Origin of the sequence: Streptomyces hamibioticus, assembly GCF_047946815.1 — a bacterium.
GTDB lineage: Bacteria > Actinomycetota > Actinomycetes > Streptomycetales > Streptomycetaceae > Streptomyces.
The window spans coordinates 6,466,196-6,490,256 of sequence record NZ_JBKKQY010000001.1 but is presented as its reverse complement, the minus strand read 5'-3'; the positions used below and the strand labels follow the sequence as shown (position 1 = coordinate 6,490,256).

The window sequence follows — 24,061 nt, the reverse complement described above, 5'->3', positions numbered from 1 at the left end:
CTCCCGCGCGTCCGCCGTGGGCAGCGGCCTCACCGCGCCACCTCCCGGACGGCCTCGTCGGCGCGCGCGTCGTCGAACGCGTCGCGCAGCACGGCCCGTTCGTGGGCGTCGGGTCCGGCGCCGCGCACATGGGCGACGAAGTCCTCGGCGATCTGCTGGTCGCTGCGCCCGGCGAGCCGCCTGGCATAGGAGACGGCTGGGTCGTCCGGGGCCCGCTCGGGGTCGAAGACGAGGCTGAGCGTGTGCGGGAAGCGCTCGGTGAGCCGGGCCATGGGGTCGTCGGGGCGGATCGGATCGGTGAGCGTCGCCTCGATCCAGGCCCCTTCGTGCCGGGCCAGCTCCGGGTCGGCGAGCAGCTCCTCCAGGGTGCCGCGCAGGCGGGCCAGCGGGCGCGGCACCGGGCAGTCGAGCCGCTCGGCGGTGACCGACCCGTCGGCGGCCAGGTCGACGAGCCACATGCTCTTGCGGTGCGCGGCCTCCGAGAAGGAGTACGGCAGCGGGGAGCCGGAGTAGCGGACGCGCTCGGTGATGGTCTGGCAGCCGTGCAGGTGGCCGAGGGCCACGTAGTCGACGCCGTCGAACACCCCGGCGGGGACGGCGGCGACCCCGCCGACGGTGATGTCCCGTTCGCTGTCGCTGGGCTCGCCGCCGGTGACGAAGGCGTGCGCCAGGACGACGGAGCGGGTGCCCCGCGCGCGCGTGGTGAGGTCGGCGCGGACCCGGTCCATGGCGGCGGTGAGCACGGCCTCGTGTCCCGCTCTGTCCACCCCCAGCTCGCCTCGCACCAGCGCCGGTTCGAGATAGGGCAGCGCGTAGAGGGCCACGTCCCCGTGGGCGTCCCGGAGCAGCACGGGGGTGCCGCACTCGGCGGGCGCGGTCCGCAGGTGGATGCCGGCCCGGCCGATCAGCCCGGCGCCCACCCCGAGGCGGCGTGCCGAGTCGTGGTTCCCGGAGATCATCACGGTGGGGACGCCGAGGCCGGCGAGCCGGTGCAGGGCGTCGTCGAACAGCTCGACCGCGGCCAGCGGCGGCACCGCCCGGTCGTACACGTCGCCCGACACGACCACGGCGTCGACGTCGTGCTCGCGCACGGCCGCCACCAGGTGGTCGACGAAGGCGGCCTGGGCACCGAGCATGTTCACCCGGTGGAAGGCCCGGCCCAGATGCCAGTCGGACGTGTGCAGCAGTCTCATGATCCCCCGAGACTAACTGCCGGGTCCGACACCACGGGCGGTTGCTCCCGTATCGACCGTTCACGCACCGGCACTTGCTCCCCCTATGCCCGTCTTGCCCCGTTGTCCGGGCGGGTCACGCGTCCCCGTACGCCTCCCCGCCCGCCTCGAACTCCGCCGTCCCGGCGGTGGCGTCGGCGAGCCAGCCGCGGAAGGCGTCCACGTCGGCGTCCGGCAGGCCGATCTCGAGGGTGACCGCCTCCCCGTAGTGCACGTCGCGCACCTCCCGTCCGGTGGCCCGCAGGTCGTTCTGGAGCCTGCCGGCGCGCTGGTGGTCGACGGTGACCGTGGCCAGCCGGAACCGGCGCCGGGTGATCGTGCCGAGCGCGTCGAGCGCCTCACCGACCGCTCCGCCGTAGGCGCGGATGAGGCCGCCCGCGCCGAGCTTGACCCCGCCGTAGTAGCGGGTGACGACGGCGACGACGTAGCGCATGTCGCGCCGCAGCAGCATCTGGAGCATGGGCACGCCGGCGGTTCCGCCGGGCTCGCCGTCGTCGCCGGCCTTCTGGATCCCGGCGTCGGCGCCGACGACGTAGGCCCAGCAGTTGTGGCTGGCGTCCGCGTGCTCCTTGCGCACGGCCGCGATGAACTCCTGGGCCTCCTGCTCGGTGGCCGCCGGGGCGAGGGCGCACAGGAAGCGCGAGCGGTTGACCTCGGTTTCGTGCACGCCCGCGCGGGCGACCGTGCGGTACTCGTCCTGCATCCGGCCAGCGTAATCCGTGGTCACGGGCGTCCCCGGCGGAGCGGCGCGAGGCAGTCCTCCAGGGCCGTGCGCCGGGCGGCCGGGAGGTGGTCTCCCAGTGGCGTCCTGCGCGGGCTGTGTTCTCCTTCGCAGATCCAGGCGCACTCGTCCGCGTCCCAGGACCAGGAGGCGGCTCCCCGCATGGGGTGTCCCCGAAGCAGACGGCGGGCCAGGGCCTCGCAGTCGTCCGGGGCACCCTGGGCGACGAGCGCCTCCTGCACCAGGGTGACGGCCTCGGGCGGGACGTCGGTGTCGCCCAGGACGGGCAGCAGCAGGAGCAGCCGGGCGTGCGGATCGGTCACTCCCTCCCCGTCCCCCGGGGCGTCGAGGAGCGCGGCCGGCTCGGACCAGCACAGGCGGGACCGATCTGGTCCTCGTCCGTGCCGGCGAGGACCAGATCGTTCGTCCCCCAGTCGGGGTGGACGATGAAGTAGGCGGTGGAGGTGTACTGCTCACCGCTGTTGTAGTGCACGAGGATGCTGTGCCCGCCCGCGAGCGGCACACGGAACACCGGCCAGGCGGCCTTGTCGCACAGGCGCTCCAGCATGCCCTCGACGTCGGCCGGGTCCACACCGAAGGACTCCACCGACGCACCGTCGTACAGGTCGACCAGATGGGCGGCCCAGAACTCCGCCTCCGCCGGCAGCGGCAGACCGTCCACCACGGGAGAAGAGGCGTACCAACGCCGTGCCATGACCATGCGGTGATGCTGGCGCCAGGTGATCCCGGCCCCTCGACCGCCCCGCGGCCGAGCCTTGGAGGGCAGCCTGCCGGGTGCGCTCACCGCTTCCCGCCCCTGGGCACCAGCACGGCCGTCAGCAGGGCCGCGCCGGGGGCCAGGGCGGACCAGGCGGGGCCGCGCCAGGCCAGGACGGCGATCGCCGAGGTGGGGAACTTCGCCCGCACCCGGTCCAGGGCGTCGTCCAGGCCGTCGCCGGCCAGTTCCAGGACCAGGTCCTCCAGCCCGGGGTTGTGGCCGATCACGAGCAGTGTCCCGACCTCGTCGGGCACCTCGCGCACCACCGCCAGCAGGTCCGGCACGTCGGCGCCGTACAGCCGCGGCTCCATGCGTACCGGCGGCGGGGTGCCCCACTGGGCCGCGGCGAGTTCCCAGGTGGCACGCGCGCGCGTGGCGCTGGAGCACAGCGCGAGGTCGGGCAGGCAGTCGGCCTCGGCGAGCGCGCGCCCGGCGGCCGGGGCGTCACGGCGTCCCCGCCCGGCGAGCGGACGGTCGTGGTCGGCGACGCCCTCGGGGCGGGCGGACTTGGCGTGGCGCAGGACGACGAGCCGGCGCAGCGGGCCCGCTCCCGCACGCTGGATCACGCCGCGGCCCCCGGGCGGCCCGCGGGGGCGGTACGGATCGGTCGGCCGGTACGGATCGGTCGGCCGGTACCGGCATCGATGACGGACAGCACAGGGCGAGCGTAGGCGGCCGGGCCGGGGCGCGCAGGCGTGGGCGGCCGGGAATCTCCGCACGCCCCGGGCCGTTGTGCGGGGCGAGAGCACATCCAGGAGTCCAAGGAGGCCGCCGGTGTACGGCGACGAGGCAACCGTCCGCAAGATCCTCACCGACCTCGGCGACACCTGGGCCGTGGTGGGCCTGTCCACGAACCGGCGGCGCGCGGCGTACGGCGTGGCGGAGGTTCTGCAGCGCTTCGGCAAGCGCGTCGTCCCGGTGCACCCGAAGGCGGAGACGGTGCACGGCGAACGGGGGTACGCCTCCCTGGCCGAGATTCCCTTCGACGTGGACGTGGTCGACGTGTTCGTCAACAGCGACTTGGCCGGGCAGGTCGCCGACGAGGCGGTCGCCAAGGGCGCCGGGGCGGTCTGGTTCCAGCTCGGCGTCATCGACGAGGCGGCGTACGACCGGACCCGGGCTGCGGGTCTGCCGATGGTGATGGACCGCTGCCCGGCGATCGAGATACCGCGGCTGGGGTAGCCCGCCCGCCGACCGCCCCCGGCCGTCGAGCGCTTTCTCCCCCCGTCCGTTCCACCGATGCCCGCGCCCCTTCTGCCGACGCCCGCGCGCCCGTTCCGCCGGTGCCGGACTCGACCACCGGCCGAGCGCACGGCGAACCCGGCCGCGCCCGTCCACCGGCCGAGCACCCGGCGCCCCCGGCGGGACTCACCCACCGGCTCAGCCCCGGGTGGCCTCAGTCGTGCGGGGGCCGGTCGCCGAGCCGGTGGTCGGCCACGTTCAGCGCCTCGCCGACCAGGCGGCGCAGATGGCCGTCGCGCAGCGCGTAGACCACCCGGCGGCCCTCCTTCCGGGTCTCGACAAGACCGGCCAGCCGCAGCCGCGCCAGGTGCTGGCTGACGGCCGGCCGCGCCGCGCCGCACGCCTCGGTGAGCGTGGTGACGTCGGCCTCCTTCGTGGTCAGCGTGTGCAGCAGCGCGAGCCGCGTACGGTCGCCGAGCAGGGCGAGGACCTCTGCGGCAAGCGCCAGCTGCTCCTCGCTCGGGGTGCGCGGATGCGCATCGTGCGCAGGTGATAGGTGCATGCGTGCGCTCATACGCACATAATGGCGCCGTGGGCGCCCGCACGTCCACCCGTGTGACGCCGGGCTCCCGCGCGTCCGCCCACGCGACCGGAAGGAGAACCCGTGAGCGACCACCACCACGAGGGCCGTCCGCGCACCGCCGCCCTGCGGCACCGCCTCGCACATCTCCTCACCCCCCACTCCCATGAGAGCGCCGACAAAGTGGACTCCGCCCTGGAGTCGTCGGCCCGCGGACTGCGCGCGCTGTGGGTGTCGCTGGCCGTGCTCGGCGCCACGGCGCTGGCCCAGGCGGTGGTCGTGGCGGCCTCCGGGTCGGTGGCCCTGCTCGGCGACACGGTGCACAACACCGCGGACGCGCTGACCGCCGTCCCGCTGGGCATCGCCTTCCTGCTGGGCCGGCGTGCGGCCACCCGCCGTTTCACCTACGGCTACGGGCGGGCCGAGGACCTGGCGGGCATCGTCATCGTCCTGACGATCGCCGCGTCGGCGGCCTTCGCGGCGTGGACGGCGGTGGACCGGCTGCTCGACCCGCGCGACGTCGAGCACGTCCCGGCGGTCGCGGTGGCCGCCCTGGTCGGTTTCGCCGGCAACGAGTGGGTGGCCCGCTACCGCATCCGGGTCGGCCGCGCCATCGGCTCCGCCGCGCTGGTCGCCGACGGCCTGCACGCCCGCACCGACGGCTTCACCTCACTGGCGGTGCTGCTGAGCGCCGCGGGGGCGGCCCTGGGGTGGCGGCTCGCCGACCCGTTGGTGGGACTGGCGATCACGGCCGCGATCACGCTGGTGCTGCGGGACGCGGCACGCGAGGTGTTCCGGCGAGTGCTGGACGCCGTCGACCCGGCGCTGGTGGACCGCGCCGAGCGGGCCCTGGCAGAGGTGCCAGGCGTCCGTGAGGTCGGCGAGCTGCGGCTGCGCTGGATCGGGCACCGGCTGCGCGCCGAGGTGGCGGTCGTGGTGGACGGCGAGGCGACGCTCCGCCAGGCGCACCGCATCGCCGTGGACGCCGAGCACGCGCTGTTGCACGCCGTGCCCCGGCTGACCGCCGCCCTGGTGCACGCCGACCCGGCACCGGCACCGGGCGAGGCCGACCCGCATCTGGCGCTGGCCCACCACGCGGCCCACGCCTGACGCCGATCCCGCGCGTCAGGACACGCCGAGGCCCGCCAGGACCACCGCGCCGGGCAGCTCCGCGAAGGCCTTGCCGGGCACCAGCAGCTTGCCGCGCCGGCGTCCGCTGCCGACCAGGACGTAGGGCAGGTCGACGACGGCCGAGTCGACCAGCACGGCCCAGCCCTCGGGCAGTCCGATCGGGGTGATGCCGCCGTACTCCATGCCGGTCTCGCCGGTGGCGGTGTCCATCGGGGCGAAGGAAGCCTTGCGCGCACCGAGGTGGCGGCGGACGACGCCGTTGACGTCGACACGGGTGGTGGAGAGCACGACACACGCGGCGAGCGTGCTCCCGCCGCCCCTTTTGCCCGTGACGACGACACAGTTGGCGGACTGTTCGAGCAGCTCGCGGCCGTAGTGCTCGACGAAGACGGCGGTGTCGGCCCACCGCGGGTCGGTGTCGACGTAGACGATCTGGTCGGCGGGGACGCTGCCGCTCCAGTGGCGTACGGCGTCGGCGACCGGCGCGGTCAGTTCGCCGAGCGCCTCGGGGGCGGGCGTGGCGGTGTCGAAGTGTCCGATGGGCGCGTCCATGGCGGCACGCTAGCAAGGGCGGCCGGCTTCGCCGCCGGCCGTCTCAGCGGACGGGCGGCACCGACACGGCCATGACCATGCCCATCGGCACCTCGCCCGTATTGGCGTACGTGTGCGGGGTGTCGGCCTCGAAGGAGGCGCTGGCGCCGGCCGGGACCCGGTACTCGGTGCCGTCCACGGTGAGGGTCAGCTCCCCGGCGGTGATGTGCACCAGCTCGACCGTGCCCGCGGGGTGCGGGTCGGAGGGGCTGCTCTCGCCCGGCATGAGCCGCCAGTCCCACATCTCCAGCGGGCCCGGGGCCTCCGTGCCGGCCAGGAGCCGGTTGTAGCTGCCGGCGTCGGTGTGCCAGAGCCGCACGGCCTGCTCGGCGGGGACGATGCGGACGGTGGGGCCCTGCTCGTAGTCGAGGAGGGTGGTGATGCTGACGCCGAGGGCGTCACCGATCTTGACCACCGTGCCGAGGCTGGGGTTGGTCCGGGCCTGCTCGATCTGGATGAGCATGCCGCGGCTGACGCCGGCGCGAGCGGCGAGCGCGTCCAGGGTGAAACCGCGCTCGGCACGCCAGCGCTTGACGTTGCGCGCCAGGGACTGGGTCAGCAGGTCGAGGTCCGACACGTTCCGTCCGTTGGTTGCGTCCACTGTCTTGGGTGACACAGTGCAGTGAAGTGAACTGCCGTCTGCTGCACCTGATCGTTCACCGAACTGTACTGCGGGGCCACCTCGTCGTCACAGCGCCCTTCGCCCCGGCCACGGGCCGAGGCGCGGCGGGCCGGGAGGGGGACGGGGACCGGCCGCGTCAGGACTCCGTGTCCGGCCGGGCCAGGTCCGCAACCGTGGCCTCGTCCAGCCCGGCCAGGGCGCGCAGCTGGTCCGGTGTGGCCCCGTCCGGTATCGGGACCGGCGCCGGCGTCCGCAGGGGCGGCTGCCAGCCGCCGTCGGGGGTCCAGCTGCGTACGACGCGGGCGGGCGCGCCCGCCACCACGGAGTGGTCGGGCACCGCGCCCCGGACGACGGCGCCCGCGGCCACCACCACGTTCCGCCCGATCCGCGCGCCGGGCAGGATCACCGCGCCGGTACCGATCCAGCAGCCGGGGCCGATCTCCACCGGGTCCATCCGCGGCCACTGCTTGCCGATGGGCTGGTGGGGGTCGTCGTAGGAGTGGTTCGTGGAGGTGACGTACACGTACGGCCCGAAGTAGCAGTCGCTGCCGATGGTGACGGCGGTGTCGGCGATGACATGGCTGCCCCGGCCCAGGACGACGCCGTCGCCGATGCGCAGGATCGGCTCCGGGCCGAGGTCGAGATCGGGCATGAGCCCGGCGGTCAGCGTGACCTGCTCGCCGATGATGCAGTGGGCGCCCAGCTCGATCCAGGGCTCGCCGAAGACCGTGCCGAGCGGGAAGGCGAGCCGGGTGCCGGTGCCCAGCGCACGGAAGCGGAGGCGTCCGGGGTGCTCGGCGGTGACGGAGCCCGCGCGCTGCGCCCAGGCCCAGCCCGCGTGGACGGCCCGCTGCGCGAGGCGGCGCCGCCAGGATGAGAACGTGTTCTTGCGCATGGGCACCCGCTCACGGTACTCAGCACCGCGCGCGGTCATGGGACGGGATCCCTGTGATCTTCACCCCACCGGGTGGCGTACCGTGCCGTACATCACCCGAGCAGGAGGCGACGATGACGCACAAGGCGCTGATCACGGGCATCGGCGGCAAGGACCCGAAGGTGGACCGGGAGGCGTTCGTGGCGCCGACGTCCACGGTGATCGGGGACGTGACGCTGCACGCCGGGGCCAGCGTCTGGTACGGGGCGGTGCTGCGCGGTGACGTCGAGCGGATCACCGTCGGCGCGAACAGCAACGTCCAGGACAACTGCACGCTGCACGCCGATCCCGGCTTCCCCGTCACCGTCGGCGAGCGGGTCTCCATCGGGCACAACGCCGTCGTGCACGGCGCCACGGTCGGCGACGACTGCCTGATCGGCATGGGCGCCACGGTGCTCAACGGCGCGGTGATCGGCGCGGGTTCGCTGGTCGCCGCGCAGGCGCTGGTGCCGCAGGGGATGGAGGTGCCGCCGGGCTCGCTGGTCGCGGGGGTGCCGGCGAAGGTGCGGCGCGAACTGTCGGAGGAGGAGCGGCAGGGCGTCACCCTGAACGGCACGATGTACGCGGCGCTGGCCGGGGAGCACCGGGACGTGCACGGGGGCTGACGGCCGCGGGCGGCGGGCGGCGGGCGAGTGGCGGACGGTTGCTCGCGCCGTTCCCCCGCCCCTCTCGGGAAGCTGCTACTCGGCGGCCGGGAGAGGCCGGGCCTTCGTCGCCCTCCTCTTCAGCACCAGCATCGAGGCCCCGCCGATCAGCACCGCCGCCACCAGGCCCAGCCAGGAGAAGCGCTTGAGCCAGGACTCGGCGACGACGCCGGCATAGTGGATGACGGCCGTGGTGCCGCCCGCCCAGACGACGCCGCCGAGGACGTTGGCGATCAGGAACTTCCAGTACGGCATCCGCAGCACGCCGGCGAGCGGTCCGGCGAAGATGCGCAGCAGGGCGACGAAGCGGCCGAAGAACACCGCCCACATGCCCCACTTCCGGAAGGACCGCTCGGCGGTGGCGACGTGCGCCTCGCTGAAGTGCCGCGGGAACTTCCGGCCCAGCCAGGACAGCAGCGGCCGGCCTCCCTTGCGGCCGACGGCATAGCCGATGGAGTCCCCGACCACCGCACCGGCACTGGCGCAGATCCCGAGGACCAGCGGGTCGATGCCGGTGTGCCGGGAGGACAGCAGCGCCGCCGAGACCAGGATGATCTCGCCGGGCAGCGGGATGCCCAGGCTCTCCAGTCCGATGACCAGGCCCACCACGGCGTAGACGGCCGCCGCGGGCACCGTGTCGAGCCACTCCTGGACGTGCACCGCGCCCCATCCTCTCCAAGCCGAAACACCAGCCGGTCCGGCTGGTCCGGCTGCCCCAGGAAGCCTACGTGGTAGCTACACGGAACCGAGGTCCGCGCTCGTCCGCAGCCGCAGGTCGCCCGACGACGCCCCGACCCACACGGTGCGCCGGCCGGTGCCTGGCACCCAGTCGTGGCGCTCGGGGTCCCAGCACGACAGCGTGCGCGCGGCGATGTGCACGGTGATCCGCCGCCGCTCCCCCGCGCGCAGGGTGAGCCGTCGGTACCCCGCCAGCGCCCGCACGGGCTGGTCGAGCCGCAGGTCGGGCGAGGGCCCGACGTACACCTGCGGCACCGCGACGCCCTCGCGCGCACCGGTGTTGCGGACGGTGAAGCTGACGTCGAGGCCCCCGCGGGCCGGCCGCGCCTCCGGCTGCGCGTAGGAGAAGGACGTGTACGACAGCCCGTGCCCGAAGGGGAACAGCGGACGCACTCCGTGCGCGTCGTACCAGCGGTGCCCGGTGTGGACGCCCTCCGAGTACCGCTGGACGCCGTCGGTGCCGGGGTAGCGCAGCGGGTCGGCGGCGACGGGGTGGTGGTCGTCGTCGGCCGGGAAGGACTGGGTGAGCCGGCCGCCGGGATCGCGGCCGCCGAACAGGACGGCGGCGGTGGCCGCGGCGCCCTCCTGGCCCGGGTAGTACATCTGGAGCACCGCGCCGGTGCGCTCCAGCCACGGCATCGACGTGGCCGAGGAGGTGTTGAGGACGACGGTGGTGCGCGGGTTGGCGCGGCCGACCGCCTCGATCAGCCGTTCCTGGTTGCCGGGCAGGGAGAGGGTCGTGCGGTCCTGGCCCTCCATGGCGTCCTCGTAGGCGAAGAGGACCACGTCGTCGGCCTCGCGGGCGGCCCGCACGGCTTCGGCCACGTCGTCCGCCCGGGTGGCGCCGGTGATGTGGCGCAGCCGGAAGGTCTGCCCGCCGTCCCCGCCCCGCGCGGTGATGCGCAGCCGGTGCCGGCCCGGGGTGAGCCGCACGGTCCTGCGGCGCACGGAGAGACCGTCGGGCGCGGTGGTGACCAGTCCGCCGGCGAAGTACTCGGTGTATCCCGGTGCCATCGGGAAGAGGTCCTCGCCGTCGAGCAGCACCTGCGGGCGGCGGGCCGGCTCGGCGGAGTAGTGCAGGACGAAGGTCCACTCGTCGGCCTCGCCGACGGTGAGCGTGCCGTCGTACGTCCAGGTCCGCCCGGCGGCGACGCGCCGCTCCCCGGTGCCGAGGGGCGGGGCCAGCGCGGCGGCGGGCAGGGGCTTGCCGTAGACGTCCTCGCCGAGCGCGTACGTCACCTGTGCCGCACGCGACCCGATGGCGTCGAGCGGGCTGTCGGCGCGGTCGGGGACGACATGGGCGCTGCCGCCGCCGCTGACCAGGGGCCGGGAGCCGGTCGGGCCGATCACCGCGACGCGGCGGCCCGGTGCCAGGGGCAGGGTGCCGCGCTCGTTGCGCAGCAGGGTGGCGCCCGCCTCCGCGACCTCGCGGGCGACGGCGGCACCCGCCGCGGCGTCCCGTGCGGGACGCGGCGGCGGGGTGCCGTCGAGGAGCCCGAAGCGGTCCATGACGGTCAGGACGCGGCGCACGGCGCGGTCGACGTGGCGCTCGGGCACGCCGCCGTTCTCGACGGCCTTGGTGAGCGCCGCCCCGAAGAACCTCCCGTCGGGCATCTCCATGTCGAGGCCCGCGGTGAGGGAGGCGGCGGTGCTGTGGGTGGCCGACCAGTCGCTCATCACCCACCCGTCGAAGCCCCAGCGCTCGCGCAGGACTTCGGTGAGCAGCGCCGGGTTCTCGCACGCGTGCACGCCGTTGACCTTGTTGTACGCGGCCATGACCGCGCCGGTGCGGGCGGCGACGGCCGCCGCGAAGCCGCGCAGTTCGACCTCGTGCAGAGTGCGCTCGTCGACGCGTACGTCGATGGTCTCGCGGTCCTTCTCCTGGTTGTTCAGCGCGAAGTGCTTGACGGTGGCGATGAGCCCCTCGCGCTGGATGCCCTCGATCTCGGCGGCGACCAGGTCGGCGGCGAGCAGCGGGTCCTCCGCGAAGGTCTCGAAGTTGCGGCCCGCGTACGGGGTGCGGATCAGGTTGACCATCGGGGACAGCAGCACGTCCTGGCCGAGGGCGCGGCCCTCGCGTCCGATGACCCGGCCGTAGCGGCGGGCCAGTTCCGGGTCGAAGGCGGAGGCCAGCAGGACCGGGGCGGGCAGGGCGGTGGCGTGGGCCGTGACCCGGACGCCGGCCGGGCCGTCGGCCAGCCGCAGCGGCGGGATGCCGAGGCGTTTCACTCCGGGGACGTAACCCGCCTGGCCCAGCGGCTCGGGGTCGGTGGCGCCGTGCAGCAGGGAGATCTTCTCGGCGAGGGTCAGCCGGGCCAGCAGCCCTTCGACGCGCGGCCCGGCGCCACGGTCGGCCGGTCCGTCCGGGGCGGTGCCGTACGCCGGCCGGGGAAACCCGCCGGTGGCCGCCGCGGCGACGGCGACGGCACCGGCCAGGAGTCGCAGGGCGGAGCGTCGGGAGGGGTGCCGGGAGACGGTGTCGGTCATGAGCCGTGGCTCCTTCGGTGCGTGCGGGCTCTGCGCGCACTATGCGCCAGGAGTGACCTGACACCCCGTGAGGAGCCGTCGGCCCGGCGGGTCCTGTGGGCCGACGCGGTGACGGCGGTGACGGGGGTGGCGGGGGTGACGGCCTGCGAAACCCGAAGGCCCCGGCCGGGGCGGTGTGCCCGGGCCGGGGCCCCGAGGACGCGGTCCTCGTCGGCGGCTCAGCCGTTGGGACGCAGGGTCCACACGACGGTCATCTCGCCGGTCACGGCGCCGTCCTCGCGCCGGATGGCGACGGCCACCGGGAACTCGGGCCGCTCGCCCGCGTCCAGTTCTGCGACGACCTCGTCGATCGGGCGGCCCAGCGTGGCCGTCGCGGTGACGGGGCCCAGTGCGATCTTCTTGAACGCGATCTCGGCGGTGACGGGCAGCGGGACGGCGCGCGAGAGCTGCTCGCCGAAGGCCGCCAGCACGATGGCGCCGCTCGCCGACTCGCCGAGGGTGAACATCGCCCCGGCGTGCGGTCCGCCGACGTGGTTGCGGTACTCGCTCTGGTCCGGCAGGGCCAGCACGGCCTGCTCCGGAGTGGTCTCCAGGTACTGGAGGTTCAGGGTCGGACCATCGGCACCGTGGCGGCGAGCAACTCGCCGATCGACATCTGATCTGCGCTCATAACGACAGGTTACCCGTGAGTAGCTTCCGGGGCCAGATCCCTGTGGCGATCGCCGTGCGCTTGCCGCGCATGCGGCCCGATGATCAGTCCCCCGCCAGGGCTCCGGACTCGCGACACCCACCCGGCCCCTACGGGCGGCCCGGCGGACAGCCGCCCGCCGCGTGGCACGCCCGCACCGCCCCGGCGCCCGCGCCGACCCCGGCGACAAGCCCCTGGTCGCCATGAAGGCCTGCGCGCGGCACCGAGGAGATCGTCCGCTCCTGGCCACTTCCCGGTCCGCCGGGGTGGAGAGGGGCGACGGGTGCGGCTCGGACGGCAAGGCGACGACGTTCGCGTTCCCGGCCGCCGGCGGCAACCTCGGGTCGTGGGCGCCGCGGGCGTCGGTGAGGAGGTGCCGGACGCCGTCGTCCGGAAGATCCCCGGTACGGTCCGGGAGTACTCGCCGGCTGGTTCCTGACGGCGCCCCGCCGACCCTTGGCGGAAGTTTCGGTACGTCCCTGACAAGGGGCGGTGACCGAATCGTTTCCCGGACGCGGCTAGGGTTGCTGCCCATGTGGCCAGGACAGCAGCCGCCCGGGGGCGAGCAGAACCCGCAGAACAATCCGTACCAGCAGCCGGGGTACCAGCAGCCGAATCCGTATCAGCAGCCCGGCTATCAGCAGCCCAACGCCTATGCGCAGCAGCCGCAGTGGGGCCCCGCCCAGCCGGCGGGCGCCCCGCAGCCGCCCACCCAGGGCGGCGGCGGTGGCGGTGGGAACCGGACCAAGCTGGTCGCGATCGTGGCGGCCACGGCCGTGGTGGTAGCCGCCGGTGTGACCGGTTTTCTGGTGCTGGGCGGGGACAAGGACGACGAGGCGGGCGGCGGCAAGGACGCCAAGCCGTCCGCGAGCGCGTCCACCGAGCCGAGCGAGTCCGCGGAGCCGAGCGAGTCCGACTCCGGCGACAACCCCCGCGGCGACGGTGAGTTGAAGCCGACCGTTCCCGGCTGGAAGGTGGTCGCCAACCCGCGCTTCGGCACCATGTTCGACGTCCCGGCGGAGTGGGAGATCGAGAACACCGGTACGAGCGTCGGCTTCGAGTGGGAGGAGAAGGACGGCAAGATGGACCGCACCACCGTCACCGCTCCCGCCTATCTGAAGTCCGAGTGGTGCACGACCGACGACAACAAGGACGGCCGCGAGGAGCACACCGCCCTCGTCACCGCCGGCACGCGCGGCGAGAACGGCGCGAAGACCACGGACCAGGCGGCCGAGACCCGGGTGCCGTGGTGGATCTACGGCGGGTACACCCAGCCCGACAAGAAGAGCGTGAAGTACTCCAAGCCGAAGCCGTACACGACGAAGTCGGGCATCAAAGGCAGCCTCGCCACGGCGCATTCGGTGAACACCCCGCAGAAGGGCAAGTGCGCCACCGACGGCAAGGCGGTCACCTTCGCGTTCGAGAACGCCGCGGGCGACTTCGTCACGTGGAACCTGTACGGCGCCAAGGGCGTCGACGACGAGATCCCGCAGAAGACCATCGACAAGATCCTCAGCACCGTGCGTCTCACCGAGGAGCCGCCCACGGAGTCGTGACGTGCCCGGCAGGCGCCCTCAGCCGATGCCGAAGGCGCCGCCGGGAGGCTCCGGTGACGGTACGGCGTCCTCGTCCCGCACCGGTCGCGCGTCGCCGATGAAGTCCCTGAGGGCGGGCCCGTGCTCGACGCGGGCCGGGAAGGCGTCGGCGGCGGTGAGCCGGACCAGGGCGGCCGTGTCCAGGGGGCGGTGCGCGGCCACCAGCACCGCGTTGCCGAAGCGCCGCCCGCGCAGCACCCCCGGCTCGGCGATCAGCGCCAGCTCCTCGAACAGCGTCGCCAACGTGGCGAGTTGGGAGCGGAGGAAGGCGAACGGCGCGGTGTCGGGCAGGTTGGCCAGGTAGACGCCGTCGGCCCGCAGCACGCGCTCGGCCTCGCGGGCGTAGCCGACGGAGGTCAGGTGCGCGGGCACGCGGGAACCGCCGAAGACGTCGGCGACCAGCGCGTCGGCCGTGTCCGACGGCGCCGCCACGAGCCAGGCGCGGGCGTCGGCCGGGTGCAGGGCGACGCCGGTGCCGTCCGGCAGCGGCAGGTGCTCCGCGACCAGCTCCAGCAGGCCCCGGTCGGCCTCCACCACGTCCTGCCGCGAGCCGGGCCGGGTCGCGGCCAGGTACCGGGGCAGGGTGAGCGCACCGCCGCCCAGGTGCAGCACGTCCAGCGGGCGGCCCGGCTCGGCGACGGTGTCCAGGACGTGCCCGAGCCGGCGCGCGTACTCGAACTCCAGGTGCGTCGGCCGGTCCAGGTCGACGTACGACTGCGGCGCCCCGTCGACCGTCAGCAGCCAGGCCCGCTTCCGGTCGACGTCGGGCATCAGCTTGGCGGTGCCGTGATCGACGACTCGGCTGACGGGGATCGGCTCGTTCACGGGCACCATTGTGCCGGGGCGCACGACGGTGGAATCAGGTCCGGGTCCGGGTCCAGGTGCGGTCGGCCCGGGTGAGCGCCGCGTAGAGGGCGGAGGCGACGACGAGGCCGGCGGGCAGGGCGAGGTCCACGCCGCCGAGGACGCGGGCGACCGGCCCGGTGTAGAGGGTGTCGACGCACAGGGCCGCCGCCGTGACGCCGCCGGCGAGGGCCAGGGCGCCCGCCGCGCCGAAGCCGCCGGTGTACCAGAAGGCGCTGTCGGAGGTCTCGTCCGTGAGGGCGGGGCCGTCGTAGCGGTTGCGGCGCAGCACGATGTCCGTGGCGTAGACGGCCATGGCGGGGCCGAGCAGCACGACGGTGAGCTGGAGGACGTTGCTGACGGTGTCGAGGAAGTCGGAGACCAGGAGTCCGTAGAGGGTGAGGGCGACCGCGGCGGTGCCGTCGACGAGCACGCTGCGCGAGCGGCGGATGCGCAGGCCGACGGCCTGGAGGGCGAGTCCGGCGCTGTAGGCGGTCAGGGCGTTGATGGCGATGGTGCCCAGGACCAGGGCGAGCAGGAAGACCGGGTGGAACCAGCCCGGCAGGATCTGCTGCAGCCCGGCCTGCGGGTCGCTCATGTCGACCGCGGTCGCGGCCAGGGCGCCCAGGGAGCACACGGCCACACCGGGCAGGAAGCCGCCGAGCGCGGTCCAGCCGACGATGGCCTTCGCCGGCGTGGTGCGGGGCAGGTAGCGGGAGAAGTCGGCGCTGGTGGTGTACGACAGCGGGCCGGAGCCGACCAGGGTGACCCCGGCGATCAGCACCGCCCACAGGTCGACGCCGGTCAGTGGTTCGGCGGGCGCGTACGCGAAGTCGGTGTGCCCGAACACGGCGATCGCGACGACGGCGAAGACCGCGGTCAGGACCAGGGTGATCGGAAGGTACAGCCTCATGATCATGGCGTGGCCGTAGACGCCGATGGCCAGGGTGAGCGCGGCGACCACCAGCACCACGGCGATCCGCACGCCGGTGGTGGCCGGGAGGCCGGCCTTCTCGACCAGGGCGAAGGCGGCGGTCGCGGCGGCGGCCAGGTTGAGAGCGAAGTAGCAGACCGAGATCAGCCAGCCGACGACGGCGTTGTTGACGCGGTTGCCGCGGACTCCGTAGACCGCCCGCGTGATCACCTCGCTGGGTGCCCCGGCGGCGGGGCCGGATATCGACAGCAGCCCGGTCAGCAGCCAGAACAGGTTGCCCACCACGATCACCGCGAGGGCCTGCCACAGGCTCAGGCCCATGAGCACCAGGGCCCCGCCGATGACCAGGCTGAGGTAGTTCACGTTGGCCGCCGCCCAGACGGAGAACAACTGCCGGGGCCGGCCGTGGCGTTCGCCGTCGGGGATGTGGTCGATGCCGTGCGCCTCGACGCGACTCGCGCGGTCCGACGGGGGCCGGGTCTCCTGGTGCGCGGCGCGGGTGCCGGGTTGCGGGTCGTCGATCGTGGACGCCATGGGCCCCTCCGGGTGCTGGATTTCCCCACCTGCTTGCTTGTTGGTCGCACACTCAATAGCATCGATTCCATGCCGTCAAGCACTCCGAACAAGCGAATCCGCAAGTCTCCCGCCGCCAGACGTACGGAAATCGTTGCGGCAGCCGCCGAGGTGGCACTGACCGAGGGGCTGGAGTGCATCACGCTCCGGCGGATCGCCGAGGAGCTGGCCGTCCGGCCGGGACTGATCAGCCACTACTTCCCCGCGGCCGAGGAGCTGGTCGCCGAGGCCTACGGCAGCGCCGTCGGCTCCGAACTCGACGACCTCCTTCCGGCCGACCGCGGCGACGCCACGTCCACCCGGCACCTGGCGCGGTTCCTGGCCCGGGCATCCGGTCCGGCCTACGACGACATCAGCCGGCTGTGGCTCAACGCCCGGCACCTCAGCCGCTACCGCCCGGCCCTGCGCGAGCGCGTCGCCGTCCAGGAGAACGCCTGGCGCGACCGGCTGGCAGGGGCCGTCCGGGAAGGGGTGGAGCGGGGCGAGTTCCGCACCGCCGACCCGCTGCTGGCGGCGGTGCACATCCTGGTCGTCCTCGACGGCATCGGCATGCTCGTCAACAGCGGCTCCACCGCCGACGACCCGCCCGCCGTCCGCCACCTCCCCGCCATCACCGCCGAACGCGAACTCGGACTGGCGCCGGGCACGCTGACCGGCGCCGCCGATGACCCCGACCCCGGCCGTCCCGCCTTCGGCCGTCCCGCCTCCGGCCGTCCCGTCTCCTAGGAGCCCCTGTGCGCACCCGTCTCGTCCTGCTGTCGGCCCGTCTGCTGGACCCGGTAACCGGCCGGTTCCTGCCCGAGACCGCCCTCGCCGCGGCCGACGGCCGGATCACCGCCCTCGGCGACGACCGGGAGATCCGGGCGCTCGCGGACCCCTCCACCACGGTCGTCGACCTCAAGGGCGCGGTGGTGACCCCGGGCCTGGTGGACGGACACCTCCACCCCGTCCACGGTTCCGACCTCACCCACGGCCTCGACCTGTCGGCCTGCACCGACCTGGACCAGGTACGCGCGGCGCTGGCCGCCGAGGTGCGCTCGCTCCCCCGCGGGGCATGGCTGCGCGCCTGGGGCCTGGACCCGAACGCCTTCGGGGACCGGCCCGTCGGCATCGCGCCGTTCGACGACGTGCTCGACGGCGTACCCGCGCTGCTGCTGCTCTTCGACGCGCACTCCATGCTGGCCAGCCGCCGTGCGCTGGAGCTGGCCGGGGTGGACGGGCCGCGCACCTTCGAGCAGGCCTCGGCGGAGGTGGTCTGCGACGGCGAAGGCCAGCCCACCGGGCTGCTGCTCGAGGAGGCCGCCGGTGAGCTGGTGGAGCGCGTCGCCCCGCAGCCGACCCGCGAGGAGCGCCGCGAACGGCTGGCCGCGACCCTGCGCGGCATGGCCGCCGCCGGTCTCACCGGCGGGCACGTCATGGACGCCAACGGCGACAGCCTCGCCTTCCTCGCCGAACTGGACGCCGCCGGCGAACTCCCGCTGCGGCTGCGGGTCGCGCCCTGGTGCCAGCCGGGCACCGGCACCGACGGGGTGCGCGCGCTGATCGAGCAGCAGGGGGCGGGCGGCACACTGTGGCGGACGGCCGGCGTCAAGATCTTCATGGACGGCACCATCGACAACGGCACCGCCTGGCTGGAGCGCCCGGACTGCCACGGCGAATCCACGCACGCCTTCTGGCCGGACCCCGAGGTCTACACCCGGATCGTCGGCGAGCTGCACCGGGCCGGGGTGCCCACCGCGACCCACGCCATCGGCGACGCCGCCGTCCGGCACGTCCTCGACTCGGTGGAGAAGGCGCAGGCCGAGGGCGGGCGGGGGGTGCGGCACCGGGTGGAGCACATCGAGACCGTGCCGGACGACACGCTGCGCCGGTTCGCCGGGCTGGGGGTGATCGCCTCCATGCAGCCGACGCACTGCTGCGACTTCACCCGCGCCGACCACACCGACAACTGGTCGCGCCGGCTCGGCGAGGAGCGCGCCTCCCGTGCCTGGCGCTGCCGCGATCTGCTCGACTCCGGCGCCACGGTGGTGCTCGGCTCGGACTGGCCGATCGCCCCCTATCCGCCGCTGGGTGTGATGGCCGGGGCCCGCCACCGCCGCCCGGCCCGGGACCTCACGCAGGCCCCGCACGGCCCCGAACAGGCGCTCAGCGCCCTGGAGGCGCTCCAGGGCATGACGGTCAGCGCCGCCCACGCGGCGGGCGAGGAGCACCGGGCCGGCCGGATCGCCGTCGGGCAGCGCGCCGACCTGACGGTCCTGGCCACCGACCCGCTGACCACGGCGGCCACCGAGCTGCCCGACGTGCCGGTCCTGCTCACGGTCGTGGACGGCCGGCCGACCCACCGCGACGCGAGCCTGTGACGCGGTGGGCCCGCCTCCGCGGGGAGGCGGGCCCACCGCCGGTTCAGTCGACCGTCGTCACGGTGCCCGCGCCGACCGTCCGGCCGCCCTCGCGGATCGCGAAGCCGAGGCCGGGCTCCAGCGGCATCGCACGCCCCAGCTCGACCGCCATGGCGACGGTGTCGCCGGGCCGGGCGACCGCCGCCTCGCCGAGGTCGATGTCACCGACCACGTCGGCGGTGCGCAGGTAGAACTGCGGCCGGTACCCCGTGGAGACCGGCGTGGTCCGGCCGCCCTCGCGCGCCGACAGGACGTACACCTGCGCGGTGAACCTCCGGGCCGGCGTGACGCTGCCCGGCGCCGCGATCACGTGCCCGCGCCGGACGCCGTCGCGCGGTACCCCGCGCAGCAGCAGGGCCACGTTGTCACCGGCCTGCGCCTCCTCCATCGGCTTGCCGAAGGTCTCCACGCCGGTGACCACCGTCTCGACGTCCGCACCGACCACCTCGACACGATCGCCGACGCGGACCGTGCCGCGCTCGACCGCGCCGGTGACCACCGTGCCCCGGCCGGTGATGGTGAGCACGTTCTCCACCGGCAGCAGGAACGGCGCGTCCAGGTACCGTTCGGGCATCGGCACATAGGTGTCCACGGCGTCCAGCAGCGCCTCGATCGACGCGGTCCACCGCGAGTCCCCCTGGAGGGCCTTCAGCCCCGAGACCCGTACGACGGGCACGGCGTCGCCGCCGTAGCCGTGCGCGGTGAGCAGCTCGCGGACCTCCAGTTCCACCAGGTCGGTAAGCTCCTCGTCCCCGGCGTCGGCCTTGTTGAGGGCGACGACGATGTGGTCGACGCCCACCTGTCGGGCGAGCAGCACGTGTTCGGCGGTCTGCGGCATGATGCCGTCCACCGCGGAGACGACCAGGATCGCCCCGTCGAGCTGGGCGGCGCCGGTGACCATGTTCTTGACGTAGTCGGCGTGGCCCGGCATGTCCACGTGTGCGTAGTGCCGGGTGTCGGTCTCGTACTCGACGTGCGCGATGTTGATCGTGATGCCGCGCGCCGCCTCCTCCGGGGCGCGGTCGATGCGGTCGAACGAAACGTACCGGGTGGTGTTGCCGGACCCGCGGCCGGCGAGCACCTTGGTGATGGCGGCGGTCAGGGTGGTCTTGCCGTGGTCGACATGACCCATCGTGCCGATGTTCAGATGCGGTTTGGTGCGGACGTACGCCGTCTTGGACATGGCGGTACCTCGAAGCCTGGTGATGGTGGTGGGGACCCCGGTCACTCGCCGACCCTCCCCCTGCGGGGTCCGCCGGACGATCCGGAGAGGGTCAGCTTCGGGCGCCGTCGACGGCGGCCAGGACGGTGGGAACGGCAGCCTTCGGGGCATCCGCGGCGGCGGATGCGGCGAGGTGGAAGGCGTACCGGAACATGGCGTCGATCATTGCCGCCGGCGGGTCCGGCGTCGAATGATTTTCGGGGGCGGCCGGTGGGCGGACGGGTTCGGGACCGGTCGGCCGGCGGTCCGTCACACGTCGATGCCCTTCCGCACCTCGCGCACCGGCCGGGCGGGCGGCGCGGCGTGAGTTCGGGCACCTGTGACGCCCATGAGACGCACCATACGGCGATCACACATATGTGTCGGTTACTGTCACCGAATGCTCGATGCCACCACCCGCTCTGGGGGCACCGCCACGGCCTCTCCCCGGGCCGCCGCCACGGAACTCGCTCTCGCCGCCGGTGGGCCGGCCTGCCCGCCCGCCCCGGCCACACTCGCCGCACGCACGGCGAGAGTGCTGCTCTCTCCCTGGTCCCGGCTCGGCCTGCTCGTCCTGCTGCTCGCCTCGGCCGCCTCGGCCGTGCTGCTGTTCCAGCCGCAGAAGCTGCTGGTGGACGGCTTGCCGGCGCAGCTCGGCGGCGCCGCGGCGGCCGTCGCCTACGCGGTGGCGTACGGGCTGTGCACCGTCGCGTTCGTGCCGCGCCCGCTGCTGAATCTCGCGGCCGGTGCGCTGTTCGGCTCCCAGCTGGGGCTCGGCTCGGCGATCGCGGGCACGGTGCTCGGCGCCGGGATCGCCTTCTGTCTGGGCCGGGTGCTGGGCCAGGACGCGCTGCGCCCGCTGCTGCGCGGCACATGGCTGAAGGCCGCCGACGGGCAGCTCAGCCGGCACGGCTTCCGCTCGATGCTGGCGGCGCGGCTGTTCCCGGGCATCCCCTTCGCCGCGTCGAACTACTGCGCCGCCGTCTCCCGCATGGGCCTGCTGCCGTTCCTGCTGGCGACGGGGCTCGGGTCGATCCCGAACACCGCCGCCTACGTCGTCGCGGGCGCCCGCGCCTCGACACCGACGTCACCGGCCTTCCTCATCGCGCTGGCCTGCATCGCCGTACCGGGCCTGGTGGGCGCGGTGGTGGCCTGGCGCAAGCGGCACCGGCTGCGGGGGCACTGACGGCGGGTCACTCCGCCTGCCCGGACCGCCTGCCCGGACCGCCTGCTCAGGCCGCCTGCCCGGAACGCTCCCACGACCGCCGTGCGTCAGATCGTCCGCGTCACGACGCTCATGTGTCACACCGCTTCCAGGATCATCGCGTTGGCGAGTCCGCCCGCCTCGCACATGGTCTGCAGGGCGTAGTGCGCGCCGCGCTCCCGCATCGCGTGGACGAGGGTGGTCGTCAGGCGGGTTCCGCTCGCGCCCAGCGGATGGCCGAGGGCGATCGCCCCGCCGTTCACGTTGACCTTGGCGAGGTCGGCGCCGGTCTCCTGCTGCCAGGCCAGGACGACGCTCGCGAAGGCCTCGTTGACCTCGAACAGGTCGATGTCGGCGAGGGACAGCGAAGCCCGGCCGAGCACCTTCTCGGTGGCGGGGACGACGCCGGTCAGCATCAGCAGCGGGTCCGACCCGGTGACGGCGAAGCTGTGCAGCCGGGCGAGCGGGGTGAGGCCCAGGCGGGCGGCGGTCTCGCCGGACGTGATGAGGAGGGCCGCCGCGCCGTCGTTGACCGGGCTGGCGTTGCCCGCGGTGACGTCCCACTCGATCTGCGGGAAGCGCTCGGCGAAGGCCGGGTCGCGGTAGGCGGGCTTGAGGCCGGCGAGGATCTCGGTGGTGCTGCCGGGCCGTACGCACTCGTCGCGGGCGACGCCGTCCAGGGCCGCGATCTCGGTGTCGAACCGGCCCGCCTCCCAGGCCGCGGCGGCCTTGCGGTGCGAGGAGACGGCGAAGTCGTCCATCTGCTCGCGGCCGATCGACCACTTGGCGGCGATGAGTTCGGCGCTGATGCCCTGCGGTACCAGCCCCTCCGGATAGCGCTCGGCGATGCCGGGGCCGAAGGGGTCCGCGCCGGGCGGCACGTTGGACCACATCGGCACCCGGCTCATCGACTCGACCCCGCAGGCGACGACGACGTCGTACGCCCCGGCCAGCACTCCCTGGGCGGCGAAGTGCACGGCCTGCTGGGACGAGCCGCACTGACGGTCCACGGTGGTCGCCGGGACCGACTCGGGGAAGCCGGCCGACAGGGCGGCGTAGCGGGTGGTGTTCATGGCCTGCTCGCCGACCTGGTCGACGGTGCCGCCGATGACGTCGTCGATCAGCGCCGGGTCGACGCCGGAGCGCTCGACGAGGGCGCGCAGTGTGTGCGCGAGCAGCTCCACGGGGTGGACGTGGGCGAGGGCGCCGTTCGGCTTGCCCTTGCCGATGGGGGTGCGTACGGCTTCGACGATGACTGCGTCTCGCATGGTGGGGCCTCCTTGGCCGCCGGAGCGTCTGACCGGTCCGCCGCGACGACTACCGGTGAGTAGGAAATCCGGACTCACCTTAGCCCGATGAGTTGGAAAATCAAACCCACTGGGTGGGGCAGGCCGGAGAAAGTTGGAAATCCGGACTCTCACCTACACTGGCCGGCATGGCCGCCGCCCCGAAGAAGACCCCCCGCCCCTGCTCCATCGCCGACGCCCTGGCACTCGTCGGAGAGAAGTACTCGCTGCTCGTCCTGCGTGAGGTCTGCCTCGGCAACGGCCGCTTCGACCAGCTCGTACGCAACATCGGTGCGCCGAGAGACGTCCTGGCCACCCGGCTGCGCCGGCTCGTCGACGCCGGGATCCTGGACCGGCACCCGTACAGCGAGCGCCCGCAGCGCTTCGAGTACCGGCCGACGCGGGCGGGGCTGGAGCTGGAGCCGGTCCTGATGACCCTGATGGCGTGGGGCGACCGCCACCTGCGCGGGGACGCCGACCGCCCGATGGTGCTGGAGCACTCCTGCGGCCACGAACTCGTGCCGCAGGTCACCTGCCGGGCCTGCGGCGACCCGGTCCGCCACGAGGACCTGACCGCCCACCCGCAGGCGCCCGGCTGGACGCTGAGGGGTCCGACGGCGGCGTGACCCGCGTCGGCCCCTGTGCCGTCGTCTTCACCCAAGGGCGCTACGCTGCCCCTCGACACGCTCGAAGCCGATCACCGCACGGGGCGGCTCGGTGTGTCCATCGCCCGTTCCTCGATCGGCACTTGGACTCCGTAACTCCATGTCTTGGTTTGAATCCCTCGTCCTCGGACTCGTCCAGGGGCTGACCGAGTTCCTTCCGGTCTCATCCAGTGCCCACCTGCGGCTGACCGCGGCGTTCTCCGGCTGGCACGACCCGGGCGCGGCCTTCACGGCGATCACCCAGATCGGTACGGAGGCCGCCGTACTGATCTACTTCCGCAACGACATCGGGCGGATCCTCTCGGCGTGGACGCGGTCGCTCACGGACAAGGCCATGCGCCAGGACCCGGACGCGCGCATGGGATGGCTGGTGATCGTCGGCTCGATCCCGATCGGTGTGCTCGGCGTGACCCTGAAGGACCAGATCGAGGGCCCCTTCCGCGACCTGCGGATCACCGCGACCATGCTGGTCCTGGTCGGCCTGATCATCGGCATCGCCGACCGGATGGCGGCGCGCGACGAGGGCGGCGGCCGGCACCGGGCCCCCAAGCAGCGCAAGGAACTGCACCACCTGGGCGTGAAGGACGGCCTGATCTACGGTCTCTGCCAGGCCGCCGCGCTGATCCCGGGCGTCTCCCGGTCCGGCGCGACCATCAGCGGCGGCCTCTTCATGGGCTACCGCCGGGAGGCCGCGGCCCGCTACTCCTTCCTCCTGGCGATCCCCGCCGTGCTCGCCTCCGGCCTGTTCGAGCTGAACGACGCCATGGAGAGCGACCACATCTCCTGGGGACCGACGATCTTCGCGACGATCATCGCCTTCGGGGTGGGCTACGCAGTCATCGCCTGGTTCATGAAGTTCATCTCGACCAGGAGCTTCATGCCGTTCGTCTGGTACCGGGTCGCGCTCGGCATAGTGATCATCGTGCTGGTCAGCATGGGGATACTGTCCCCCGACGCGGGCGAGCCGGCGCACTGACCGACGACCGGGGCGAGCCGTTCCGGCCGTGTGTGTAGCTGTCCGGTAGCGCAGTGT

Annotated in this window: 24 protein-coding genes and 1 pseudogene; 9 read left to right on the top strand and 16 right to left on the bottom strand. The window is 73.8% G+C overall.

Features of this window, described 5'->3' with window-relative positions; translation table 11 throughout:
• Nucleotides 1–29: 29 nt before the first annotated feature.
• The 5 genes from ACLGIH_RS29515 to ACLGIH_RS29495 form a co-directional block, all read right to left on the bottom strand.
• Nucleotides 30–1,193: an exonuclease SbcCD subunit D gene (locus ACLGIH_RS29515; protein WP_416528321.1), complete on the bottom strand. Its 1,164-nt coding sequence runs from the start codon at nucleotides 1,191–1,193 to the stop codon at nucleotides 30–32.
• Between the two features lie 115 nt (nucleotides 1,194–1,308).
• A complete protein-coding gene (locus ACLGIH_RS29510) occupies nucleotides 1,309–1,935 on the bottom strand; it encodes a YigZ family protein (protein ID WP_416528320.1) in 627 nt (208 codons plus the stop codon).
• A 20-nt stretch (nucleotides 1,936–1,955) separates the two neighbouring features.
• Entirely contained in the window at nucleotides 1,956–2,276 is a 321-nt protein-coding gene (locus ACLGIH_RS29505; RefSeq protein ID WP_416528319.1) for a hypothetical protein, read from the bottom strand.
• Nucleotides 2,273–2,674, bottom strand: a complete 402-nt coding sequence (locus ACLGIH_RS29500; RefSeq protein ID WP_416528318.1) for a hypothetical protein — start codon at nucleotides 2,672–2,674, stop codon at nucleotides 2,273–2,275. Before ACLGIH_RS29500 ends, ACLGIH_RS29505 begins: the two co-directional genes overlap by 4 nt.
• Before the next feature lie 80 nt (nucleotides 2,675–2,754).
• On the bottom strand, nucleotides 2,755–3,297 hold the full coding sequence (locus ACLGIH_RS29495) for a SixA phosphatase family protein (protein ID WP_416528317.1): 543 nt from the start codon (nucleotides 3,295–3,297) through the stop codon (nucleotides 2,755–2,757).
• A 208-nt stretch (nucleotides 3,298–3,505) separates the two neighbouring features.
• Between ACLGIH_RS29495 and ACLGIH_RS29490 the strand changes: the two genes are divergently transcribed.
• On the top strand, nucleotides 3,506–3,913 hold the full coding sequence (locus tag ACLGIH_RS29490; RefSeq protein WP_416528316.1) for a CoA-binding protein: 408 nt from the start codon (nucleotides 3,506–3,508) through the stop codon (nucleotides 3,911–3,913).
• A 214-nt stretch (nucleotides 3,914–4,127) separates the two neighbouring features.
• On the opposite strand, the gene ACLGIH_RS29485 is transcribed toward ACLGIH_RS29490, so the two are convergent.
• Complete coding sequence (locus tag ACLGIH_RS29485; RefSeq protein ID WP_416528315.1) at nucleotides 4,128–4,487, bottom strand: ArsR/SmtB family transcription factor; 360 nt, start codon at nucleotides 4,485–4,487, stop codon at nucleotides 4,128–4,130.
• Between the two features lie 90 nt (nucleotides 4,488–4,577).
• Between ACLGIH_RS29485 and ACLGIH_RS29480 the strand changes: the two genes are divergently transcribed.
• Nucleotides 4,578–5,603: a cation diffusion facilitator family transporter gene (locus ACLGIH_RS29480; RefSeq protein WP_416528314.1), complete on the top strand. Its 1,026-nt coding sequence runs from the start codon at nucleotides 4,578–4,580 to the stop codon at nucleotides 5,601–5,603.
• 15 nt (nucleotides 5,604–5,618) lie between these two features.
• On the opposite strand, the gene ACLGIH_RS29475 is transcribed toward ACLGIH_RS29480, so the two are convergent.
• From ACLGIH_RS29475 to ACLGIH_RS29465, 3 genes are all read right to left on the bottom strand, one after another.
• Complete coding sequence (locus tag ACLGIH_RS29475) at nucleotides 5,619–6,176, bottom strand: YbaK/EbsC family protein (protein ID WP_416528313.1); 558 nt, start codon at nucleotides 6,174–6,176, stop codon at nucleotides 5,619–5,621.
• Nucleotides 6,177–6,219: 43 nt separating this feature from the next.
• The gene (locus tag ACLGIH_RS29470; protein ID WP_416528312.1) at nucleotides 6,220–6,792 is read right to left on the bottom strand and encodes a helix-turn-helix domain-containing protein; all 573 of its coding nucleotides are present in this window, start codon (nucleotides 6,790–6,792) and stop codon (nucleotides 6,220–6,222) included.
• Between the two features lie 181 nt (nucleotides 6,793–6,973).
• Nucleotides 6,974–7,738, bottom strand: coding sequence for an acyltransferase (locus ACLGIH_RS29465; protein ID WP_416528311.1), 765 nt, complete (start codon nucleotides 7,736–7,738; stop codon nucleotides 6,974–6,976).
• A gap of 107 nt (nucleotides 7,739–7,845) precedes the next feature.
• Here ACLGIH_RS29465 and ACLGIH_RS29460 point away from each other — a divergent pair, with 107 nt between their 5' ends.
• Nucleotides 7,846–8,376, top strand: a complete 531-nt coding sequence (locus ACLGIH_RS29460; RefSeq protein WP_416528310.1) for a gamma carbonic anhydrase family protein — start codon at nucleotides 7,846–7,848, stop codon at nucleotides 8,374–8,376.
• A 75-nt stretch (nucleotides 8,377–8,451) separates the two neighbouring features.
• Here the strand turns inward: ACLGIH_RS29460 and ACLGIH_RS29455 are convergent, their stop codons facing one another.
• The 3 genes and pseudogenes from ACLGIH_RS29455 to ACLGIH_RS29445 form a co-directional block, all read right to left on the bottom strand.
• A complete protein-coding gene (locus ACLGIH_RS29455) occupies nucleotides 8,452–9,075 on the bottom strand; it encodes a DedA family protein (protein ID WP_416528309.1) in 624 nt (207 codons plus the stop codon).
• Nucleotides 9,076–9,150: 75 nt separating this feature from the next.
• Nucleotides 9,151–11,640, bottom strand: a complete 2,490-nt coding sequence (locus tag ACLGIH_RS29450) for a beta-glucosidase family protein (RefSeq protein WP_416528308.1) — start codon at nucleotides 11,638–11,640, stop codon at nucleotides 9,151–9,153.
• Between the two features lie 218 nt (nucleotides 11,641–11,858).
• Nucleotides 11,859–12,295: pseudogene (locus ACLGIH_RS29445) on the bottom strand (DUF4442 domain-containing protein).
• A 566-nt stretch (nucleotides 12,296–12,861) separates the two neighbouring features.
• Here ACLGIH_RS29445 and ACLGIH_RS29440 point away from each other — a divergent pair.
• Entirely contained in the window at nucleotides 12,862–13,884 is a 1,023-nt protein-coding gene (locus ACLGIH_RS29440) for a DUF8017 domain-containing protein (protein ID WP_416528307.1), read from the top strand.
• An 18-nt stretch (nucleotides 13,885–13,902) separates the two neighbouring features.
• Here the strand turns inward: ACLGIH_RS29440 and ACLGIH_RS29435 are convergent, their stop codons facing one another.
• Both ACLGIH_RS29435 and ACLGIH_RS29430 read right to left on the bottom strand, forming a co-directional pair.
• On the bottom strand, nucleotides 13,903–14,748 hold the full coding sequence (locus ACLGIH_RS29435; RefSeq protein ID WP_416528306.1) for a spermidine synthase: 846 nt from the start codon (nucleotides 14,746–14,748) through the stop codon (nucleotides 13,903–13,905).
• A gap of 34 nt (nucleotides 14,749–14,782) precedes the next feature.
• Nucleotides 14,783–16,234, bottom strand: a complete 1,452-nt coding sequence (locus ACLGIH_RS29430; RefSeq protein WP_416528305.1) for a purine-cytosine permease family protein — start codon at nucleotides 16,232–16,234, stop codon at nucleotides 14,783–14,785.
• Nucleotides 16,235–16,303: 69 nt separating this feature from the next.
• Between ACLGIH_RS29430 and ACLGIH_RS29425 the strand changes: the two genes are divergently transcribed.
• Both ACLGIH_RS29425 and ACLGIH_RS29420 read left to right on the top strand, forming a co-directional pair.
• Nucleotides 16,304–16,999, top strand: a complete 696-nt coding sequence (locus tag ACLGIH_RS29425; RefSeq protein WP_416528304.1) for a TetR/AcrR family transcriptional regulator — start codon at nucleotides 16,304–16,306, stop codon at nucleotides 16,997–16,999.
• Nucleotides 17,000–17,007: 8 nt separating this feature from the next.
• Nucleotides 17,008–18,633 carry an amidohydrolase gene (locus tag ACLGIH_RS29420; protein ID WP_416528303.1) on the top strand — a complete coding sequence of 542 codons (1,626 nt, stop codon included), beginning with the start codon at nucleotides 17,008–17,010 and terminating at the stop codon, nucleotides 18,631–18,633.
• Between the two features lie 43 nt (nucleotides 18,634–18,676).
• Here the strand turns inward: ACLGIH_RS29420 and tuf are convergent, their stop codons facing one another.
• A complete protein-coding gene (gene tuf / locus ACLGIH_RS29415; RefSeq protein ID WP_416528302.1) occupies nucleotides 18,677–19,855 on the bottom strand; it encodes an elongation factor Tu in 1,179 nt (392 codons plus the stop codon).
• 418 nt (nucleotides 19,856–20,273) lie between these two features.
• On the opposite strand from tuf, the gene ACLGIH_RS29410 reads away from it, so the two are divergent.
• The gene (locus ACLGIH_RS29410; RefSeq protein WP_416528301.1) at nucleotides 20,274–21,059 is read left to right on the top strand and encodes a TVP38/TMEM64 family protein; all 786 of its coding nucleotides are present in this window, start codon (nucleotides 20,274–20,276) and stop codon (nucleotides 21,057–21,059) included.
• 116 nt (nucleotides 21,060–21,175) lie between these two features.
• Here ACLGIH_RS29410 and ACLGIH_RS29405 read toward each other — a convergent pair whose 3' ends face one another.
• Nucleotides 21,176–22,345: a thiolase family protein gene (locus ACLGIH_RS29405; protein ID WP_416528300.1), complete on the bottom strand. Its 1,170-nt coding sequence runs from the start codon at nucleotides 22,343–22,345 to the stop codon at nucleotides 21,176–21,178.
• Nucleotides 22,346–22,512: 167 nt separating this feature from the next.
• On the opposite strand from ACLGIH_RS29405, the gene ACLGIH_RS29400 reads away from it, so the two are divergent.
• Nucleotides 22,513–22,989, top strand: coding sequence for a winged helix-turn-helix transcriptional regulator (locus ACLGIH_RS29400; protein ID WP_416528299.1), 477 nt, complete (start codon nucleotides 22,513–22,515; stop codon nucleotides 22,987–22,989).
• Nucleotides 22,990–23,128: 139 nt separating this feature from the next.
• Complete coding sequence (locus ACLGIH_RS29395; RefSeq protein ID WP_416528298.1) at nucleotides 23,129–24,004, top strand: undecaprenyl-diphosphate phosphatase; 876 nt, start codon at nucleotides 23,129–23,131, stop codon at nucleotides 24,002–24,004.
• Nucleotides 24,005–24,061: the final 57 nt, after the last annotated feature.

Bases quoted from the DNA above. Each gene is read 5' to 3' on its own strand.
- ACLGIH_RS29430 (WP_416528305.1), bottom strand. From the start codon at position 16,234: ATGGCGTCCACGATCGACGACCCGCAACCCGGCACCCGCGCCGCGCAC.
- ACLGIH_RS29515 (WP_416528321.1), bottom strand. From the start codon at position 1,193: ATGAGACTGCTGCACACGTCCGACTGGCATCTGGGCCGGGCCTTCCAC.
- ACLGIH_RS29395 (WP_416528298.1), top strand. From the start codon at position 23,129: ATGTCTTGGTTTGAATCCCTCGTCCTCGGACTCGTCCAGGGGCTGACC.
- ACLGIH_RS29440 (WP_416528307.1), top strand. From the start codon at position 12,862: ATGTGGCCAGGACAGCAGCCGCCCGGGGGCGAGCAGAACCCGCAGAAC.
- ACLGIH_RS29425 (WP_416528304.1), top strand. From the start codon at position 16,304: ATGCCGTCAAGCACTCCGAACAAGCGAATCCGCAAGTCTCCCGCCGCC.
- tuf (WP_416528302.1), bottom strand. From the start codon at position 19,855: ATGTCCAAGACGGCGTACGTCCGCACCAAACCGCATCTGAACATCGGC.
- ACLGIH_RS29405 (WP_416528300.1), bottom strand. From the start codon at position 22,345: ATGCGAGACGCAGTCATCGTCGAAGCCGTACGCACCCCCATCGGCAAG.
- ACLGIH_RS29510 (WP_416528320.1), bottom strand. From the start codon at position 1,935: ATGCAGGACGAGTACCGCACGGTCGCCCGCGCGGGCGTGCACGAAACC.
- ACLGIH_RS29450 (WP_416528308.1), bottom strand. From the start codon at position 11,640: ATGACCGACACCGTCTCCCGGCACCCCTCCCGACGCTCCGCCCTGCGA.
- ACLGIH_RS29485 (WP_416528315.1), bottom strand. From the start codon at position 4,487: ATGAGCGCACGCATGCACCTATCACCTGCGCACGATGCGCATCCGCGC.
- ACLGIH_RS29460 (WP_416528310.1), top strand. From the start codon at position 7,846: ATGACGCACAAGGCGCTGATCACGGGCATCGGCGGCAAGGACCCGAAG.
- ACLGIH_RS29410 (WP_416528301.1), top strand. From the start codon at position 20,274: ATGCTCGATGCCACCACCCGCTCTGGGGGCACCGCCACGGCCTCTCCC.
- ACLGIH_RS29475 (WP_416528313.1), bottom strand. From the start codon at position 6,176: ATGGACGCGCCCATCGGACACTTCGACACCGCCACGCCCGCCCCCGAG.
- ACLGIH_RS29400 (WP_416528299.1), top strand. From the start codon at position 22,513: ATGGCCGCCGCCCCGAAGAAGACCCCCCGCCCCTGCTCCATCGCCGAC.
- ACLGIH_RS29500 (WP_416528318.1), bottom strand. From the start codon at position 2,674: ATGGTCATGGCACGGCGTTGGTACGCCTCTTCTCCCGTGGTGGACGGT.